18 protein-coding genes are annotated in these 16773 nt (G+C 63.7%); 10 read left to right on the forward strand and 8 right to left on the reverse strand.

Annotation, left to right across the window (positions count from 1 at the left end; translation table 11 throughout):
- The first annotated feature begins 34 nt into the window (after window positions 1-34).
- The 10 genes from SPHS8_RS06570 to SPHS8_RS06615 all read left to right on the forward strand — a co-directional run bounded on the left by SPHS8_RS06570 (window position 35) and on the right by SPHS8_RS06615 (window position 9070).
- Entirely contained in the window at window positions 35-898 is an 864-nt protein-coding gene (locus SPHS8_RS06570) for a flagellar hook-basal body complex protein (RefSeq protein ID WP_097092170.1), read from the forward strand.
- A 117-nt stretch (window positions 899-1015) separates the two neighbouring features.
- Window positions 1016-1759 (forward strand): flagellar basal body rod protein FlgF, encoded by a 744-nt coding sequence (locus SPHS8_RS06575; protein WP_097092171.1) that lies wholly within the window; start codon window positions 1016-1018, stop codon window positions 1757-1759.
- A gap of 61 nt (window positions 1760-1820) precedes the next feature.
- Window positions 1821-2609: a flagellar basal-body rod protein FlgG gene (gene flgG / locus SPHS8_RS06580; protein ID WP_097092172.1), complete on the forward strand. Its 789-nt coding sequence runs from the start codon at window positions 1821-1823 to the stop codon at window positions 2607-2609.
- 8 nt (window positions 2610-2617) lie between these two features.
- Entirely contained in the window at window positions 2618-3295 is a 678-nt protein-coding gene (locus tag SPHS8_RS06585; protein ID WP_201514899.1) for a flagellar basal body L-ring protein FlgH, read from the forward strand.
- 14 nt (window positions 3296-3309) lie between these two features.
- Window positions 3310-4410, forward strand: a complete 1101-nt coding sequence (locus tag SPHS8_RS06590; protein ID WP_201514742.1) for a flagellar basal body P-ring protein FlgI — start codon at window positions 3310-3312, stop codon at window positions 4408-4410.
- The gene (locus tag SPHS8_RS06595; RefSeq protein WP_097092174.1) at window positions 4410-4721 is read left to right on the forward strand and encodes a rod-binding protein; all 312 of its coding nucleotides are present in this window, start codon (window positions 4410-4412) and stop codon (window positions 4719-4721) included. Before SPHS8_RS06590 ends, SPHS8_RS06595 begins: the two co-directional genes overlap by 1 nt.
- Window positions 4718-6052: a flagellar hook-associated protein FlgK gene (gene flgK, locus SPHS8_RS06600; protein ID WP_201514743.1), complete on the forward strand. Its 1335-nt coding sequence runs from the start codon at window positions 4718-4720 to the stop codon at window positions 6050-6052. The genes SPHS8_RS06595 and flgK overlap by 4 nt, the downstream gene beginning before the upstream one ends.
- Before the next feature lie 12 nt (window positions 6053-6064).
- A complete protein-coding gene (locus SPHS8_RS06605) occupies window positions 6065-6910 on the forward strand; it encodes a flagellin (protein ID WP_201514744.1) in 846 nt (281 codons plus the stop codon).
- A 234-nt stretch (window positions 6911-7144) separates the two neighbouring features.
- Entirely contained in the window at window positions 7145-8008 is an 864-nt protein-coding gene (gene motA / locus SPHS8_RS06610; RefSeq protein ID WP_201514745.1) for a flagellar motor stator protein MotA, read from the forward strand.
- A gap of 3 nt (window positions 8009-8011) precedes the next feature.
- On the forward strand, window positions 8012-9070 hold the full coding sequence (locus tag SPHS8_RS06615; RefSeq protein WP_201514746.1) for a flagellar motor protein MotB: 1059 nt from the start codon (window positions 8012-8014) through the stop codon (window positions 9068-9070).
- A gap of 204 nt (window positions 9071-9274) precedes the next feature.
- Here the strand turns inward: SPHS8_RS06615 and SPHS8_RS06620 are convergent, their stop codons facing one another.
- The 8 genes from SPHS8_RS06620 to SPHS8_RS06655 all read right to left on the reverse strand — a co-directional run bounded on the left by SPHS8_RS06620 (window position 9275) and on the right by SPHS8_RS06655 (window position 16747).
- Window positions 9275-10621, reverse strand: a complete 1347-nt coding sequence (locus SPHS8_RS06620; RefSeq protein WP_201514747.1) for a sensor histidine kinase — start codon at window positions 10619-10621, stop codon at window positions 9275-9277.
- Complete coding sequence (locus tag SPHS8_RS06625) at window positions 10618-11337, reverse strand: response regulator (protein WP_201514748.1); 720 nt, start codon at window positions 11335-11337, stop codon at window positions 10618-10620. Before SPHS8_RS06625 ends, SPHS8_RS06620 begins: the two co-directional genes overlap by 4 nt.
- Before the next feature lie 71 nt (window positions 11338-11408).
- On the reverse strand, window positions 11409-12047 hold the full coding sequence (locus tag SPHS8_RS06630) for an EF-hand domain-containing protein (protein ID WP_201514749.1): 639 nt from the start codon (window positions 12045-12047) through the stop codon (window positions 11409-11411).
- A 139-nt stretch (window positions 12048-12186) separates the two neighbouring features.
- Window positions 12187-12840: a methyl-accepting chemotaxis protein gene (locus SPHS8_RS20620; RefSeq protein ID WP_328805323.1), complete on the reverse strand. Its 654-nt coding sequence runs from the start codon at window positions 12838-12840 to the stop codon at window positions 12187-12189.
- A 75-nt stretch (window positions 12841-12915) separates the two neighbouring features.
- Window positions 12916-14133 carry an argininosuccinate synthase gene (locus SPHS8_RS06640; RefSeq protein ID WP_097092182.1) on the reverse strand — a complete coding sequence of 406 codons (1218 nt, stop codon included), beginning with the start codon at window positions 14131-14133 and terminating at the stop codon, window positions 12916-12918.
- A 165-nt stretch (window positions 14134-14298) separates the two neighbouring features.
- Window positions 14299-15237, reverse strand: a complete 939-nt coding sequence (locus SPHS8_RS06645; protein WP_201514750.1) for a hypothetical protein — start codon at window positions 15235-15237, stop codon at window positions 14299-14301.
- Between the two features lie 167 nt (window positions 15238-15404).
- Window positions 15405-15599 carry a DUF4169 family protein gene (locus tag SPHS8_RS06650; protein WP_097092184.1) on the reverse strand — a complete coding sequence of 65 codons (195 nt, stop codon included), beginning with the start codon at window positions 15597-15599 and terminating at the stop codon, window positions 15405-15407.
- A 26-nt stretch (window positions 15600-15625) separates the two neighbouring features.
- Window positions 15626-16747, reverse strand: coding sequence for an acyltransferase family protein (locus SPHS8_RS06655; protein ID WP_201530876.1), 1122 nt, complete (start codon window positions 16745-16747; stop codon window positions 15626-15628).
- Window positions 16748-16773 lie beyond the last annotated feature (26 nt).

Raw genomic sequence — 16773 nt, forward strand, 5'->3', positions numbered from 1 at the left:
TACTTCAAATCCTTTTCACCCAAGGAGCAACGCCATGTCCTTCTACATCTCGCTTTCCGGCCTCAAGGCCGCCCAGACCGATCTGGCGACCATCGCCAATAACGTCTCCAACGTGAACTCCACCGCCTTTAAGAAGAGCAAGGCCGTGTTCGGCGATATCTTCGCCGCCGCGCCGATGCAGACGACCACGCAGGTCGCTGGCCAGGGCGCGCGCGTGCAGGGGATCACCCAGCAGTTCACGCAGGGCACGATCGAGGGTACCGACAAGACGCTCGACCTCGCCATCACTGGCGAAGGCTTCTTCACCGTCAAGCGCACCGGCGACAGCCAGGTCAGCTTCACGCGTAACGGCGCCCTGTCGCTGACGGAGGACCGCTTCGTCGTCGACACGACCGGCGCCCGCGTGCAGGTGATCCCGGTCGATCCCACGACTGGCCAGCCCAGCGCTGCGATAGCCGCTGGCCTTGCCGCCGGCACGCTGACTTCCGCTGACCTTGCCGATCTTCAGGTTCCCACCAATTGGCCAGCCGGCGGCACCGGTAACCAGCTCAACAGCGTCGGCGTCGGCAAGGATGGACAGATCACGGGCGTCTATGCCGACGGTTCGACCGTTTATCTCGGCACCACCGCCATGGCGGCCTTCAACAGCCAGGACGGCCTGCGCCAGATGGGCGACGCACACTGGACTTCGACCTCGGCCAGCGGCGAGCCGCGCTTCGGCACAGGCAACAGCGGCCTTTACGGCTCGGTACGCTCGGGCGCTCTCGAACGCGCCAATGTCGATATCACCGAGGAACTGGTCGCCCTGATCTCGGCCCAGCGCAACTTCCAGGCGAACTCGAAGGCGATCGAGGCGGCGAACACGCTGTCGACCACCATCGTCAACATGCGCACTTAATAGCAAGGCGCAGGGATGCTCACGCATCCGCGCCTTGGCTACGCTCAGGCCCCGCGCGGGCTTCACCGGATTTCACGAAACCCGGTCAGCCCGCCGCGCTAGGAACAGGACAAAGTCATGGACCGGCTCGTCAACACGGCACTCACCGCAATGCGCGGCGCGATGGCGCGGCAAGCTGCGATTTCCAACAATCTCGCGAACGTCAACACTGTTGGCTTCCGCGCGGAGATCGCCAATGCAGAGACGCGCTGGATCAAGGGCGATGGTTTCGACACGCGGGCGCAGGCGTCCGAACAGGTGATCGCGTCCGACATGGCGCAAGGAGCGGTCATCGAAACCGGCAATCCGCTGGACGTGGCCATGAACGGCGATGCACTGCTCGCCGTTCAGGCTGCGGACGGCAGCGAAGCCTATACGCGCCGAGGCGACCTCAAACTCTCCGACAGCGGTCTCCTTACCACCGGCGACGGCCTGCCGGTTCTTGGCGAGGGCGGCCCGATCACCCTGCCGCAGATGGACAGCGTCTCCATCTCGCAGGACGGCAGCATCTGGGGCGTCCCCCAGGGCGGCGATCCGGCCAACCCACAGCGCGTCGATGGCCTGAAGCTCGTCCGCGCGGTCGGCTCCAGCATCGCCAAGGGCACGGATGGCCTCTTCCGCGAAACCAATGGCGGCGTCCTGCCGACCGATCCCCTCGCGACCGTCACCGGCGGCTCCGTCGAAGGCTCCAACGTCAACGCAACCTCGGCGCTCGTGCAGATGATCGAGGCGAGCCGCGCCTGGGAAACCCAGGTGAAGCTGATCGACACGGCCAAGCAGCTGGATGACGGCGGCGCGTCGCTCATGCGCCTAGATGGTTAATCTGGCACGAACCTTGCTTTTCATTCTGCAAGCCTGACCGGCAACACGGAGTTTCAAGACGATGAGCAACGCAGCCCTTCACGTCGCCCGCACCGGCCTTGACGCGCAGAACACGAAGATGCGCGTGATCGCCAACAACCTGGCGAACGTCAATACGACCGCCTTCAAGCGCGATCGCGCCGATTTCGAGACCCTCGCCTACCAGCAGATGGTCGCAGCGGGCGCTAACTCGGACGCTGAGAACAAGTTCGCCACCGGCCTCAATCTAGGCTCGGGCGTCGCGATGCAGGGCACCAGCAAGATCAACACGCAAGGCACGTTGCAGCAGACCGGCAACGCGCTCGACATGGCGATCGAAGGATCGGGCTTCTTCCAGGTCCAACGCCCGGACGGCTCCACAGCCTATACCCGCGCGGGCAATTTCAGCACCACGGCGGAAGGCGTGGTCGTGACCAGCGACGGCCTCCCCCTTGTGCCGCAGCTCACCGTGCCGCAGGGCGCGACCGGCATCACGATCGGCAATGACGGCACCGTCACCGCAACGCTTCAGGGCCAGACCGAACCGACCCAGCTCGGCCAGATCGAACTGGCAAGCTTCATGAACCCCGCCGGGCTTCAGCCGATCGGCGGCAACTTGCTCACCGAAAGCGCCGCCAGCGGCACGCCGCAGGTTGGTGTTGCTGGGCTCGAAGGCCGGGGCGTCATCCGCTCGGGCAATCTTGAAACCTCGAACGTCAACGTGGTCGAGGAACTGGTCGACATGATCGAAACGCAACGCGCCTATGAGGTGAACAGCAAGATGATCAAGGCGACCGACGAAATGCTGCAATATGTGAACCAGCAGCTGTGAGTGGGATGATGCGCTTCGCCTCCACCTCCCTCCTCGCACTTTCGCTGGTGGCCCTCGCTGCCACCCCGGCAATGGCCGGCAAAAAGCGCGATGCCGAGCGGCAATTTTATGCCCCCACCGTCGTTGCCGCCCCTGCCGCTCCTGTGGCGAACGGTTCGATCTTCCAGGCGTCGATGGGCTATACCCCGCTCACCAGCGGCGCGCGCGCGCAGAGCGTCGGCGACATCATCACCATCGTGCTGGTGGAACGCACCCAGGCGACGAAGACCAATTCGGCCGACACCAGCCGCAGCGGCAGCATCGGCCTGACGCCGCCGACCACCGGCCTCTTCTCGAAGCTCTTCTCACCGAGCGACATTGCGGCAAGCGGTGACCAGGGCTTCACCGGCAAGGGCAACGCCACCCAGTCGAACGCGCTGAACGGCGAAATCACCGTGACGATCGCGGCGGTCTATCCCAACGGCACCATGCTGGTGAAGGGCGAAAAGGCGCTGACGCTCAACCGCGGCGACGAATATATCCAGATCAGCGGCCTCGTCCGCCAGGCCGACATCAGCCCGGACAACCGCATCGCATCGACCCGCGTGGCCGACGCCAAGATCATCTATACCGGCAAGGGCGAGATCGCCCGCGCAAGCCGCCAGGGCTGGCTGCAGCGCTTCTTCTCTATGATCAGCCCCTTCTGATGGAGCGCGCCTTCATGACCCGCTTGGCTTCCCTGCTGCTCTCGATCCTCGCGCTCATCGCGGCGCCTGCCGCCCACGCCGAACGGATCAAGGACCTCGGCACGTTCCAGGGCGTCCGCCCCAACCAGCTGACCGGCTACGGCATCGTCGTGGGCCTCGCGGGCACGGGGGACGACAGCCTCGACTATGCGACGCAAGGCGTGAAGGGCGTCGTCTCGCGCTTCGGCCTTACCTTGCCGCAGGGCATCAACCCCGCGCTCAAGAACGCCGCCGCCGTGCTCGTCACCGCCGACCTCCCCGCCTTTTCCAAGCCCGGCCAGCGCCTCGACGTCACCGTCTCGGCGCTCGGCAAGGCCAAGTCGCTGCGTGGCGGCACGCTCATCATGACGCCTTTACGCGGCGCGGATAACGAGATCTACGCCATGGCACAGGGCAACCTCGCCGTCGGCGGGCTAGGCGTGTCTGGCGCGGACGGCAGCCAGGTTTCGGTGAACATTCCTTCGGCTGGCCGCATTCCCAGCGGTGCGACCGTGGAGCGCGCCGTCGCGACCGGCTTCGATACGGCCCCCACCCTCACATTCAACCTCGCCGAAGCCGACCTCACCACCGCCCTGCGGGTGGCGGACGGCATCAACCGCACCTTCGGCGACAACCGCGCCCGCGCGACCGACGCCGTCTCGGTAGACATCACCGCTGCCCCCGGCGCGACCGACCGCATCATGATGATGGGCATGATCGAAAATATCGAGATCAAGCCCGCCGACGCGCCTGCCAAGGTCATCGTCAACGCCCGCACTGGCACCGTCGTCATCAACGGCGCGGTCAGGATCCATCCGGCCGCCGTCGCGCACGGCAAATTGACCGTCAGCGTCAATGAAAGCCCGCGCATCGTCCAGCCTGCTCCCTTCTCGCAAGGGCGCACCGCCATGGAGCCTTCCAGCTCGATTTCGATCGATCAGGAAAAGAAACCAATGGTTAATTTTAAAGGTGGAGCATCGCTGGCCGATATAGTGAAGGCGGTAAATGCCATCGGAGCATCCCCCGCAGACATGGTCGCGATCCTCGAAGCCTTGAAGCAGGCAGGGGCGATGAAGGCTGAACTGGTGGTTTTGTGATGCAGATAAATGCGATTTCCAAAGGGGTTCAGCCCGCTGCCTCGCCCGAAAAGGCGCAGCTGGAAAAGGTTGCCAAGCAGTTCGAGGCAATCTTCCTGCGCCAGATGATCGGCACAATGCGCCAGTCTGGCGGCGGCGAAGGCATTTTCGATTCGAGCGCGACCGAACAGTTTCGCGACATGTCCGACGCGCGCACCGCCGACACGATGGCGGAAAAAGGCAGCCTTGGCATCGCCGAAATGCTGCTGCGCCAATATGAAGCCCGCCAGCCGATCGCGCCTGCCGCTACCGCGCAGGATAAGGGCGAATGAGCGACCTCTTCATCATCGGGGCTTCGGGCACCAAGGCCTATCGCCAGGCGATGGCCGCGATCTCGGAAAATATCGCGAACGCCAGCACCGAAGGCTATTCGCGCCGCTCGCTGACCACAATCGAATCGGGTTCCTCCACTGCCACGATGGCGACCTATATCGCCCGCGCCAATTTCGGCGGGACAGAGGTGCAGGGCGTCAACCGTGCGTCCGACCCCTATCTGGACGCGGCCGTGCGCTCCAGCGGGATGGCGCTCAGCAATTCCACGGCCCGGCTGCGCTGGATGACCGACCTGGAAGGCGCGCTCAACGATACGGAAACCGGCATCGGCAAGCTGATGACCGGCATGTACCAGAATATGGACAAGCTCGCCGCCAGCCCCAGCGACCGCTCGCTGCGCGTCACCACGCTGGACAGCATCAGCCGCGTTGCCGAAGCGTTTCAGCGTACCTCGGCTGACCTTTCACAGGTATCCAGCGGCATAGCCATCGAAGCCACGGCGTCCGTCGAAACCATCAACCGCTCGCTGTCGCAACTGGCCGGTATCAACAACAGCCTGCTGCGCGCGCAGCCCGGCACGTCGGCCTATGCGCAGCTTCTGGACAGCCGTGACGCGGCGCTGAACACGCTGTCGGCCAACTTGAATGTCGACATCAGCTTCGGCGCGCATGACGTGGCGACGATCAACTATAACGGCACGACGATCGTGCAGGGCGACGCTGCCACCACGCTGGCGTTGACGGTCAACGCGAATGGCACGCTGGCGCTCGCCACGGCTGGCGGAACCGCGCTGACAGCACCTGCAAATGGTACGCTTGGTGGCCTCTTTTCCTCGGCCGTCACGACATCGCAGCGCCGCACCAGCCTGGACACGCTGGCGCAGCAGTTCGTGACGGACATGAACAATTGGCACGCGCAGGCGCGTACCGATGCCAATGCGGTGGGCGGCGCGCTGCTGTCCGGGACGACCGCGGCGACTGTCACTGCTCTCATCACCGATCCCGCTGCGCTCGCGACCAAGTCGGCGGACGGAACGCTGAACGGCAACCTGCTTACCGTTTCGACGGTGCTGCGCGGCAATGGCAGCGTCGAGCAGGGCTGGACCTCGATCATCGCGACGCAGGCGAACCTGCTCGCGTCCATCAAGGCCGAGCAGACGACCGCGCAGGGCCGCAGCGACCAGGCTATCGCCGCGCGCGAAGCGGTGAGCGGCGTCGATCTCGATATGGAGGCGGCAGAGCTCCTGCGCCTGCAACAGGCCTATTCCGGCTCGGCGAAAATCCTTCAGATCGCGAAGGAAACCGTCGATGCCATCCTGCAGATCATCTGAAAGGGCTGACCCATGGTAGGCATCACCAACAAGACGCTGATCGCCGAAATCCGCCGTCAGCAGCAGCTGTCGCAGGGCATCATCGAAGGGCAGACCGCCATTTCGACCGGTATCACGCTGACCAAGCCGTCGGACAATGCGCTGGCCTGGGTCCAGGTGTCGGAAATCGGCAAGGCGCAGGCGCAGCAATCGTCCTGGCAGGCCAATGTCAGCTATGGCATGGGCCGCGCCGCCAATGCCGAAGCCAATCTGGAAGAGATCAACACCCTGCTCATCAGCGCGCAGGAACTGGTGACGTCCGCCCGTAACGGATCGCTGAATGACGCGCAGCGCACTGCGATCTTCGAAGATGTAAAAGGCATTCGCGAAGCGATTGGCGCCCTCCTCAATCAGGCTGACTATCAGGGCGTCCCGGTATTCGACGACACACAAAGCGTCCTCGTCCCGGTCAGCCGCGGGCTGAAGCTGGCCGTGGTCGGCACCCGACAGGAGGTTTCGGAAGGGATCGATGTCGGCGGGACGCCCATGACGCTGGACGGCATATTGGGCCAGGCGCTCACCGCCTTGCAGAGCGGCACCGATGCTGACCTCCAGTCGGCGCTGACCGCGATCAAGGCGGGGCAGAGCCACGTCACCATCGAACAGGCGAAGCAAGGCGTCCGCAGTGACCGGTTGGACGTGACCGGCAACCGGCTGACCAGCGTCGATCTTGACCTGAAGGAACGCCGCCAGGGGCTGGAGTCGACCGACCTCGCCGAAGTCATCTCTTCGGTGAAGAGCAAGCTGCTCCAACTGGAAGCCGCCCAATCCGCCTTCGCGCGCATCAACCAGCAGACGCTGTTCGACCTCATCCGCTAAGCGTCAACACCGCCCGCCCCCTGTTCGTCATCCCAGCGAAAGCTGGGATCTCGGCGGCGTGGCGCGCACTCTCCTGAGATCCCAGCTTTCGCTGGGATGACAATAAGAAATCAAAACGGCAGAAAAATCCGCCGTCCTAAACCTCCCGCTAACCATTCCGCATTAACCATCTGACGCAAGCGCATCTTGCGTCGCCGGACGACAGCCCGGCGGGCAGAATTTTCAGGGGTAATCATGTTCGCAATCATTGGCCTGGTCGTGCTGCTCGCCATGGTGTTCGGCGGCTTCATCTTCACGGGCGGCGACATCGGCCCGGTTCTGCATGCCCTGCCGCACGAAATGCTGATCATCGGCGGCGCCGCTGTCGGCGCGCTCATCATCGGCAACTCCGGCGCGGACCTGAAGGCGCTCGGCGGCGGCCTGGGCAAGGTGTTCAAGGGCCCCAAATACAAGAAGCAGGATTTTCTCGACTGCATCTTCCTCGTCTCCCGCTTGATGAAGACGCTGCGCGTCGAAGGCCCCGTGGCGCTGGAACCGCATATCGAAGATCCCGCGAGCTCCACCATCTTCTCCGAATATCCGCGCCTGATGGCGGACAAGACACTGATCCACCTGATCAGCGACACGCTGCGCCTCGTCGTCGTATCTTCGGGCACGCTTGATCCGCACGCGGTCGAAGAGGTCATGGATAATGCCCTCAAGACCCATCATCATGAAGCGTTGAAGCCCGCCGATAACCTTCAGGGCCTGGCGGACGCCCTCCCTGCGCTCGGCATCGTCGCGGCGGTGCTCGGCGTGGTGAAGACCATGGGCTCGATCGACCAGCCGCCTTCGGTGCTGGGCGGCATGATCGGTTCGGCGCTGGTCGGCACGTTCCTTGGCGTTCTGCTCGCTTATGGCATGGTCGGCCCCTTCGCCAACCGCTGCCGCGCGGTGATCGAAGCGGACGGCGCCATGTACCATGTCGTGAAGCAGATCATCATCGCATCGCTGCACGGCCACCCGCAGCCCTTGGTGATCGAGGCCGCACGCTCCAGCCTGACGCACGCCAACCAACCGGCCTTTGCTGAAGTCTTCGACGGCATGCGGGGCAAATAAGCCATGGCGGACAAGAAGCGCGGCGCGAACGAGCCCGAACCAAGGCCGATCATCGTCAAGAAGATCATCGTCGACGGCCATGGCGGCCATCATGGCGGCGCGTGGAAAGTCGCCTATGCGGACTTTGTGACGGCGATGATGGCCTTCTTCCTGCTCATGTGGCTGCTTGGCGCGACCACCGAAAAGCAGCGCAAGGGCCTGGCCGACTATTTCACCCCGACGCTGGTCGAACTCAAAATGGCCTCGGCCGGGTCGAGCGGCCTGTTCGGCGGCGATTCCATGGTCAGCAAGGAAAATTACCCGACCACGGGCGGCCAGGGCAATCTCGCCATCACCATCCCCCGCGACGCAAGCGGCACCAAGGATCAGGGCGGCAAGGCCACCCGCGCCGCCGACCGCATGAAGTTCGAAGCGGTGAAGAAGGAACTGGAAGCGCGCATGGCCCGCAAGAAGGGGCTCGACAAGCTGCGCCGCAACGTCCGCTTCACCGAAACGCGCGAAGGGCTGCGCATCGACCTGATCGACGAAGCCAATTTCGCGATGTTCGCCATGGGCACCGACCGGTTGCTGCCACAGGCGCGCGACCTGGTGAGCGAAGTGGCGGGCGTCGTGCGCGGCATGCCCAACCCGCTGATTGTGCGCGGCCATACCGACGGCCTGCCCTACAGCTCAGGGCAGAGCATGAACAACTGGATGCTTTCTTCCGCCCGCGCCGAAGCCACGCGCAAGACGCTGGCGGCGAGCGGCATCGGCAACGACCGCTTCGCCCGCATCGAAGGCGTCGCCGACCGCGAACCCTTCGCCAAGGGCAACATCTACGACCCCCGCAACCGCCGCATGTCGATCATCCTCGGCTGGAGCCAGGGCGGCGGCAGCAGCGGCAGCGACGATCAGGGGCAGGACGAGGAAACCAAGGCCGCGATCAAGGAACGCGACGAACCCGCCCGCGTCGCTCGCGAGGAAGCGACGAAGATCGACATGGGCGGCACGGGATTGCCCGCAGGGGTGCAGGTGATGAACCCAACCGCGCCGGGCACTTTGAGCAAGCCGGGGAAACATTGATTAGTTTTGGGCGGTGAGCGCACTGTATCCCTCTCCCCTTCAGGGGTCGACCAGAGGCACGCGACTCTGGCCGAGGTGCCGAGCGTATCGCAGGCGGGAGAGGGGAATATAAAGGCGGTCTCGGTGCCTCCCCCCTCTCCCCAGCCCTCTCCCCTGAAGGGGAGAGGGAGCAGGTCACTCAAAATCCCTTGAGCATTCCCATCCTCAAACCGGCAGCACCAAGCTCGCCTCCAGCCCGCCGCCAGCCCGGTTCGCAAGCTTCAGCGCACCGCCATGCTCCGCCATGATCGCGCGCACCAGCGCAAGGCCTAGCCCAGCACCCCCGGTCTCCCGGTTCCGGGATCCCTCAAGCCGGGTGAAGGGCTCCATCATCTCATCCATCCGGTCCTCGGCAATGCCCGGCCCATCGTCCGCCACGACCAACCGGATCGTTCCGCCCTCCCGCACCACGGACACATGGGCACGCTCGCCATAGACGATCGCATTTTCGATGAGGTTGCGCAGCGCCCGCCTGATCTGCTGCGGCCGCACGGAAGCCACCGCGCGCTCGCTCTCCGCCATCTCCGCCGGCGCGTCCAATTCCACGAAATCCTCCACCACAGCGTCGGCCAGCGCGGCGAGGTCGACCTTCTGCTCCGCCTCGCTGCTCCGGCCCGCCCGCGCGAGGGAGAGAATATCCTCCAGCATCCGGTTCATCTCGTCGATCGTCTGCGACATGCGCACGCGCTCACCTTCATCCTCCACCGACTCCGCCCGCACCCGCAGCGACGCGAGCGGCGTGCGCAGGTCATGGCCGATCGCGCCCAGCATCCGGTCCTTCTCGTCCAGCATCGCGAAGATGCGGCTGCGCATCGCGTTGAAAGCCATGGTCAACTCGCGCACGTCACCGGGCCCACGCTCCTCCACGGGATCGGCCGACCCCGTCCGCGCAAATTGCTGCGCCGACCGGGTCAATTGCCCCAAAGGCCGCGCCAGCCTGCGCCCGACCCACAGCAGCGGCGCCAGCACGATCACGTAAAGGATTAGCGTCTGCCAGGCGAGCCAGCCGCCAAAGCGCGGCGCCCGATTTCCAGCCCGCGTCTGCGTCACCACCCATTTCCCCGGCGCATATTCGGCTGCCATCGTCAGCCGGCCGCCACGCAGCTCGCCCCGCATGTCGCCCATGACGCGCATCCTGATGCTGTCCGTGCGGCGCATCGGCGGCGGTCGATCTTCTTCAAACACCTGCACCGAACGCATGGGGAAGCCCACCTCGGCGAACATGGCCAGCGCGCGCCGCTCGATCTCTGGCCGCGCCTCGCCCATCGGTATGGGAGGCGCGCGAAAGAAGCGCGCGCGCCCCGGACGAAGACGCGCAGGGGGCTCACCCCGGCTGTCGAGCGCATCGACGATGCGATAGACGCCGGGCGCCGTCTGCGCCGTCAGCGTCATCCGGTTCCGCTCCCGCAGCAGCAGCCCGAAATTGATCGCCTGCGCGACGAACAAGGCAATCGCGACCAGAATGATGATCTGGCCCACCAGGCTCTGCGGCCACAGGCGAAGGCGCTTCACAGTTTCCTCACATCGGCCGACAGCGTATAGCCCCCGCCCCACACGGTCTTGATCAGCGTCGGGTTTTTGGGATCAGGCTCGATCTTCTTGCGGAGCCGGCTGATCTGATTGTCGATCGCCCGGTCGAAGGCATTGGCTTCACGCCCCTGGGTGATGTCGAGCAACTGGTCCCGGCTCAGCACCTGATTGGGCCGGGTGGCAAAGGCCAGCATCAGATTATATTCCGCGGTGGACAGCGGTAACGAAACGCCCTCCTGATCCACCAGCACCCGTTCCTGCGTCTTCAAAAGCCAGCCCGCAAAGGCATAGGTTGCGCCGTCGGGAGCCGTAACCCGCTGGCCGCCCGTCGCCACGCGGCGAAAAATCACCTTGATCCGCGCCACCAGTTCGCGCGGGGAAAAGGGCTTCAGCACATAGTCGTCCGCGCCCATCTCCAGCCCGACGATTCGGTCCGTCTCCTCCGACTTCGCCGTCAGCAGGATGACCGGGATTTCGCTCGTCTCGCGTATGTGGCGGCAGAGCGACAGCCCGTCCTCGCCCGGCATCATGATGTCCAGGATCACCAGGTCGATGGCGTTGGCGTTCAGCCGCAGCCGCGCCTCCGCCGCGCTTTCGACGGCGGTCACGCGAAATCCGTTGCGGGAAAGATATTGCGCCAGCGGCTCTCGGATCGAACGCTCGTCATCGACGAGCAGCAGATGGGGTTTTTCGTTCATGGGGGATATCTGTCACGACTATCTGCGGCTTGGAAGGGTGAAGGACACGCGCCTTCACCCTTCCCTGAAGATCAGTTGCGGGGAGCGGCGTCCGCCCCGCGCTTCGCCTGCCATGCCTGTCGCATGGCCTGCCGCGCGGCCTTCATCTCGTCCGCCGTCACGAAGCCGTCCTTGTTGACGTCCGCCTTGTCGAACATCGCAAGCGGCTTGGCCATGAACTCGGCGCGCGTGATGACGCCGTCCTTCATCGCCTCGCCACGGGCGCCGCCGCCATGGAACATCCTGCCGCCGCCAAAGCCACGATGGCCGCGCTTGCCCCAATCACCCTCTCGGCCCTTGCCGTCTTCACCGCGTCCAAAACGGGCCTGATGCCCGGCCGCGAACTCCGCCTTGCTGATCTGGCTGTTGCGGTCGGTGTCCAGAGCGGCAAAACGCTGGTCGAGCCGCGCCTGACGGCGGATTTCGCGATCTTCCTTGGTCAGCTTGCTATCGCGGTTGGCGTCCATCTTCGCAAAGCGCGCGTCGAGCGCTGCGGTCAGTTCAGCCTTGCTGATCTTGCCGTCCTTATTCGCATCGGCCTTCGCCATCATGCCGCCATGGCGGCCACCGGGCCCACCATCGCCCGGCTGCGCGAGCGCGATCTGCGTGCCCGCGAGCCCGCCAACGAACAAGGCGCCGACAGCAGCAGTGCCCAGAAATTTGCGGATCATCTCTTCTCTTCCTTCCAAAGGGGTGCCGAACGGCCATCGCCGTCCTTGAAACCCCTTATGAGGAAGACTTGTCCCGCAAACTTGTCACGTCACGGGCTAAATTGTCGCAATATGTATCGCAGCGCCGGGCGCCGCGCCTTTAGCCCGCGATGATCGCTCGCGCGCGCCCGGTCGCTTCCTGCGTATCGATCGCCAGCTTCTTGACCTCTGCCGCGACCACGGAAAATCCCCTGCCCGCCTCCCCCGCGCGCGCCGCTTCGATCGATGCGTTCAGCGCCAGCAAATTGGTCTGGCGCGCGATGCCAGCGATCGATCCGACGATGCTGTTCACTTCGCTGAGTACCCGCTCGACATCGGCGCGGCGTTCGCTTTCCTGCATGCGCAACCGATGCTCGGCGTCTTCACGCGCGGCGACGGCGCGATATTGATCGCTGATGTCATGCGCGAACTTGATGACGCCGGTCTGCATACCGTCAGGCCCGAATGTCGGGTTGTAGCTGCCCCGGATCCACACCTGCTGCCTTTGCTTGTCCAGACGCCGATAGGACCCGGTGTCGAACTGGCCGGACTGGAGCCGGTCCCAGAATTCGGCATAGTCGCGCGACGCGGCATAGTCCGCTTCGCAGAACATGCGGTGATGACGCCCCTCTACATCGGCAAAGCGATAGCCGAACAGGTCGAGAAAATTATCGTTCGCCCCTGTGACGCGGCATTCGCGATCGAAGGTGACGATAGCCGTCGACCGCTCGATCGCCCGCCAGATCGACGCAGGCTCGATTTCAATACCTTGCACGGCAAATCTCCATCATGGGGATATGCCGTGCAGATGGTTAATTCGACGCTAAATTATATAGCGAAAGTGATATCATCAGCCGTCGCGGCGACCCAAGAGACGAAGCCGCAACGCATTGAGCTTGATGAAGCCCGCAGCATCCCGCTGGTCATAAGCGCCCGCATCATCCTCGAACGTCACCACCTTTTCGCTGTAGAGCGAATAGGGCGACTTGCGCCCGACGACATAGACGCCGCCCTTGTACAGCTTCAGGCGAACCGTGCCCGTCACCTTTTCCTGGCTGTAGTCGATCGCGGCCTGCAACATCTCGCGCTCTGGCGAGAACCAGAAGCCGTTGTAGATGAGTTCAGCATATTTGGGCGCCAGCTCATCCTTCAGATGTGCCGCGCCCCGGTCGAGCGTCAGCTGCTCAATACCCCGGTGGGCGAGATAATAAATGGCGCCGCCCGGCGTTTCATACATCCCGCGCGACTTCATACCCACGAAGCGGTTTTCGACCAGGTCGAGGCGGCCGATGCCATGCTTGCGGCCATATTCGTTCAGCGTTTCGAGCAGCGTCGCGGGGCTCATGCCCACGCCGTTGATCGCCACGCCATCGCCGCGTTCGAAATCGATGGTGATATATTCCGGCGCGTCGGGCGCATCTTCCGGGTTCACCGTGCGCGAATAGACATAGTCGGGCACTTCTTCCCACGGATCTTCCAGCACCTTACCCTCGGACGAGGTGTGCAACATGTTCGCGTCGGTCGAAAACGGGCTTTCGCCACGCTTGTCCCGAGGGATCGGGATTTGGTGCTGCTCGGCGAATTCGATCAGGCGCGTGCGGCTGGTCAGGTCCCATTCCCGCCACGGCGCGATCACCTTGATATCGGGTGACAGCGCATAATAGCCCAGTTCGAAGCGGACCTGGTCATTACCCTTGCCAGTCGCGCCGTGCGAAACCGCGTCCGCGCCGACCTGCCGCGCAATCTCGATCTGCCGCTTGGCGATCAGCGGGCGGGCGATCGACGTGCCCAGCAGATAGAGTCCCTCATAAAGCGCGTTGCCGCGCATCATCGGGAACACATAGTCCTTCACAAATTCTTCGCGCAGGTCGTCGATGAAGATATGCTCGTCGCGCACCCCCATCAGCTTGGCCTTCTGGCGCGCGGGCTCCAGCTCCTCGCCCTGCCCCAGATCGGCCGTGAAGGTCACGACTTCGCATTGGTAGGTCTGCTGCAACCATTTCAGGATCACGCTTGTGTCGAGCCCTCCTGAGAAGGCAAGGACAATGCGGTTGATCTTATCGGACATGGGTGGAGCGACCTTCCTTAAAAACTTGGCCTGGTGCTGGCGCGAAATTACCGGCGCGCCGGTATCAGGGGTCGGCCCCAAGTGCAACCGAATCGACATGGATCAAGCAAGCAAAGGGGGCGGCACCTTGCGATGCCGCCCCCGTCTGCTGGTCGTTCGGTGGCTTTAGCGCGTTTGCGGCTTGAAGCTCATCCGGCGATTGCGATCCGCGCCCATCCGATAGACGGTCTGCATCTGCGGTTCGGCATGGATCGTCTGCGGCGGCACGGTTGCTCGCGCATCGCCATAAGGCGCCTGCTCCCGCTTCTCCTGCTGTGCGAGCAGGAACCGCGCCCGCGCGAGGCGCTTGCGCTGCGTCCGGAAGGGATTGTCCGCGCTCGGCGGTGCGGCGACCATCGCCTCCAGGCTGGAGCCATAAGCAGCCCCGGCAGCAAGCGGTGCGGGCGCGCGCGCGCCAGCGGGTTCAGCTATCGGCGCGGCAGCAGCAGGCTCCTCGACGATCGGGGTCGCCGACGTGGCGAAGACCTCGTCCTCCGCTTCCACACGACTGCGGCGGCGACGAACGGCTGCCGCCCCGCCGATTCCGGCGAGCAGCAATGCGCCACCGCCCAGAGCCCACAGCAGCGATTCGTTTGTACCAGCATCGGCAGCACTAGCTTCCCGCACCTCAGCCGTAGCAGCGGCAGCAGGTGCAGCTTCGCTCGGCGCAGGCACCGGAGCAAAGGCAGCCTCACGCTGCGGAGCCGCCGCTACTGGTTGCGCCTCCGTCCGCTCCACCGATCGCGCAGATTCAGCGCGGGGAGCGGACCTTACCGGCGCAGTCGCCGTGCGCGCACGCGGCCGGGCAGCGACAGGAGCCGCCGCCGTTTCGGCTTCCGAAGCGGCCACCGCAGCATTCAGCCGCTCTTCAACCGAGCTTGTCGGCTGGACCATCGCTTGAGGAGCCGGTGCGGAAGGCGTCACAACCGGTGGCGGCACGACGACAGTTGGCGAAGCCGCGTCCGGAGCAACGGCTTCCTGCGCGAAAGAATAGGTTGAACCAAGGGCCAGAACAGCGGCAATCGCGGCGCCAGCCGGGCGAGCAGAATGAATATATCCTCTCATAGCCCAAACTAAACCAACGAGCTTTTCAATTGACTGCAGACGTGGTCACGGATTCACGACGAGTTGATTTTCACGAAGGACGAGTTGTTTTATCTCACCCTAAGATGAATATCCATTCATCTTGTGTGACCTACACCGCTCCCTCTGACTGCTTACCATCCCGACCGCTATTCAACCGGATCGACGTCGCCATCACGTCTGCTACCATCCAGCAGCCGCTCCACCCGCGCCTCTTCGGCCCGCCGCACCTCGCGCTCGGCCTTCGTCTGGCCGAACTTCGCCCGATTGGCAGAAGCCACCCGCTCCTTGTCCCTCCGCGCCTTGACCTTGCGCGCCTGCCGCAGATTGATGATGTCGGCCATTCTTCACCTCCGATCAGCCACAGCGTTCAGGTCAGAGCCCGTCCAGCGCGCGATTCCCGCTTTCTGAACGGTTTCCCGTTGAACAGGAAGGACATGAGCGGCCATGGCGCGATCAGATAGCGGTGCGCCAGATAGGGAATGACGAAACCAGCGGCGACGATAATCCCATATTCCGCGAATATGTTCATGTTGATGCCAAGGAATGCGATGCCCGCCACCATCACGATCGGATGATGCAGCAGATAAAGCGAGTAGCTGGGCTCCGACAAATGCTTCGTCAGCATATTCGGCCCCCGCAGGAACTTGTAAGCCAAGGCGATCAAGGTCTGGGAAATGCAGATGGCCGCGATCGGCAGGGAGATGTCGCGGATGGGCTTGCCCGGAAACCCGTCGGAATGCTGGAAAATCGTGACCAGAGCGTAGGTGACGAGTGCCGTGCCCATCGACCATTTGCTAAGGCGCAGAAAGGCGTCGCGAAATCCCCGGTCCCAGAACAGCTTGGCCCCCAGAAGAAACGGCACCAGGTAGAAGATGTTCTTTTGCAGATCGATCAGGCCCCACATCAGGAACAGGTCGGTCTTGAGCAGTTTGGGCAGGTTCCGGGCCAACACGAAGAGCAGCAGGTTGGCCGCCACCAGCAACAGGATCGATCGGCGATAGGTGCCGTTCCACACAAATGGCCTGGTGCCAAACCGTGCCACGATCAATCCCAGCACCAATGACTGGAAGATCAGGCATGGAATGAACCACAGGTGGAATATGTTGATCCTGCCTCTTTCCGCCAGATAGCTTTCCCAGAACGGCCAAAAGGCGCCATTTCCTTCCAGGTTGGCAGCGATGACCATCTGCCAGATCTGAACCGTGAGCAAGGATACCACCAACGGCACCAGCAGGCGCGATATCCGGCTGCTGCTCCAGTCCCGCAGACCCCGGTTTTCGATAACCAGCGCAGAAAAAAAGCCCGCCACGATGAAGAAGGCGCTCATGCAAAAGCTTCGTTGCAGCGTGATGATGAGGTCAAACAGCCAGCTATTCTGGGGTGAATGAACCCACCAATCCTTTTCCGTCTCATAAATATGGGCGGCGTGGTACGGGATGATGAGCAACATGCACAATGTGCGGACGCTGTCGAGGAAGTAGAGCCTCATAGGCTCAGGTGCGGCGGGTACATCAG

This window comes from Sphingobium sp. S6 (genome assembly GCF_905120495.1).
Lineage (GTDB): Bacteria > Pseudomonadota > Alphaproteobacteria > Sphingomonadales > Sphingomonadaceae > Sphingobium > Sphingobium agri.

Excerpts from the sequence above, each read along its gene's own strand:
- SPHS8_RS06570 (WP_097092170.1), top strand. The coding sequence starts at position 35 with ATGTCCTTCTACATCTCGCTTTCCGGCCTCAAGGCCGCCCAGACCGAT.
- SPHS8_RS06575 (WP_097092171.1), top strand. The coding sequence starts at position 1,016 with ATGGACCGGCTCGTCAACACGGCACTCACCGCAATGCGCGGCGCGATG.
- flgG (WP_097092172.1), top strand. The coding sequence starts at position 1,821 with ATGAGCAACGCAGCCCTTCACGTCGCCCGCACCGGCCTTGACGCGCAG.
- SPHS8_RS06585 (WP_201514899.1), top strand. The coding sequence starts at position 2,618 with ATGCGCTTCGCCTCCACCTCCCTCCTCGCACTTTCGCTGGTGGCCCTC.
- SPHS8_RS06590 (WP_201514742.1), top strand. The coding sequence starts at position 3,310 with ATGACCCGCTTGGCTTCCCTGCTGCTCTCGATCCTCGCGCTCATCGCG.
- SPHS8_RS06595 (WP_097092174.1), top strand. The coding sequence starts at position 4,410 with ATGCAGATAAATGCGATTTCCAAAGGGGTTCAGCCCGCTGCCTCGCCC.
- flgK (WP_201514743.1), top strand. The coding sequence starts at position 4,718 with ATGAGCGACCTCTTCATCATCGGGGCTTCGGGCACCAAGGCCTATCGC.
- SPHS8_RS06605 (WP_201514744.1), top strand. The coding sequence starts at position 6,065 with ATGGTAGGCATCACCAACAAGACGCTGATCGCCGAAATCCGCCGTCAG.
- motA (WP_201514745.1), top strand. The coding sequence starts at position 7,145 with ATGTTCGCAATCATTGGCCTGGTCGTGCTGCTCGCCATGGTGTTCGGC.
- SPHS8_RS06615 (WP_201514746.1), top strand. The coding sequence starts at position 8,012 with ATGGCGGACAAGAAGCGCGGCGCGAACGAGCCCGAACCAAGGCCGATC.
- SPHS8_RS06625 (WP_201514748.1), bottom strand. The coding sequence starts at position 11,337 with ATGAACGAAAAACCCCATCTGCTGCTCGTCGATGACGAGCGTTCGATC.
- SPHS8_RS06630 (WP_201514749.1), bottom strand. The coding sequence starts at position 12,047 with ATGATCCGCAAATTTCTGGGCACTGCTGCTGTCGGCGCCTTGTTCGTT.
- SPHS8_RS06640 (WP_097092182.1), bottom strand. The coding sequence starts at position 14,133 with ATGTCCGATAAGATCAACCGCATTGTCCTTGCCTTCTCAGGAGGGCTC.
- SPHS8_RS06645 (WP_201514750.1), bottom strand. The coding sequence starts at position 15,237 with ATGAGAGGATATATTCATTCTGCTCGCCCGGCTGGCGCCGCGATTGCC.
- SPHS8_RS06650 (WP_097092184.1), bottom strand. The coding sequence starts at position 15,599 with ATGGCCGACATCATCAATCTGCGGCAGGCGCGCAAGGTCAAGGCGCGG.
- SPHS8_RS06655 (WP_201530876.1), bottom strand. The coding sequence starts at position 16,747 with ATGAGGCTCTACTTCCTCGACAGCGTCCGCACATTGTGCATGTTGCTC.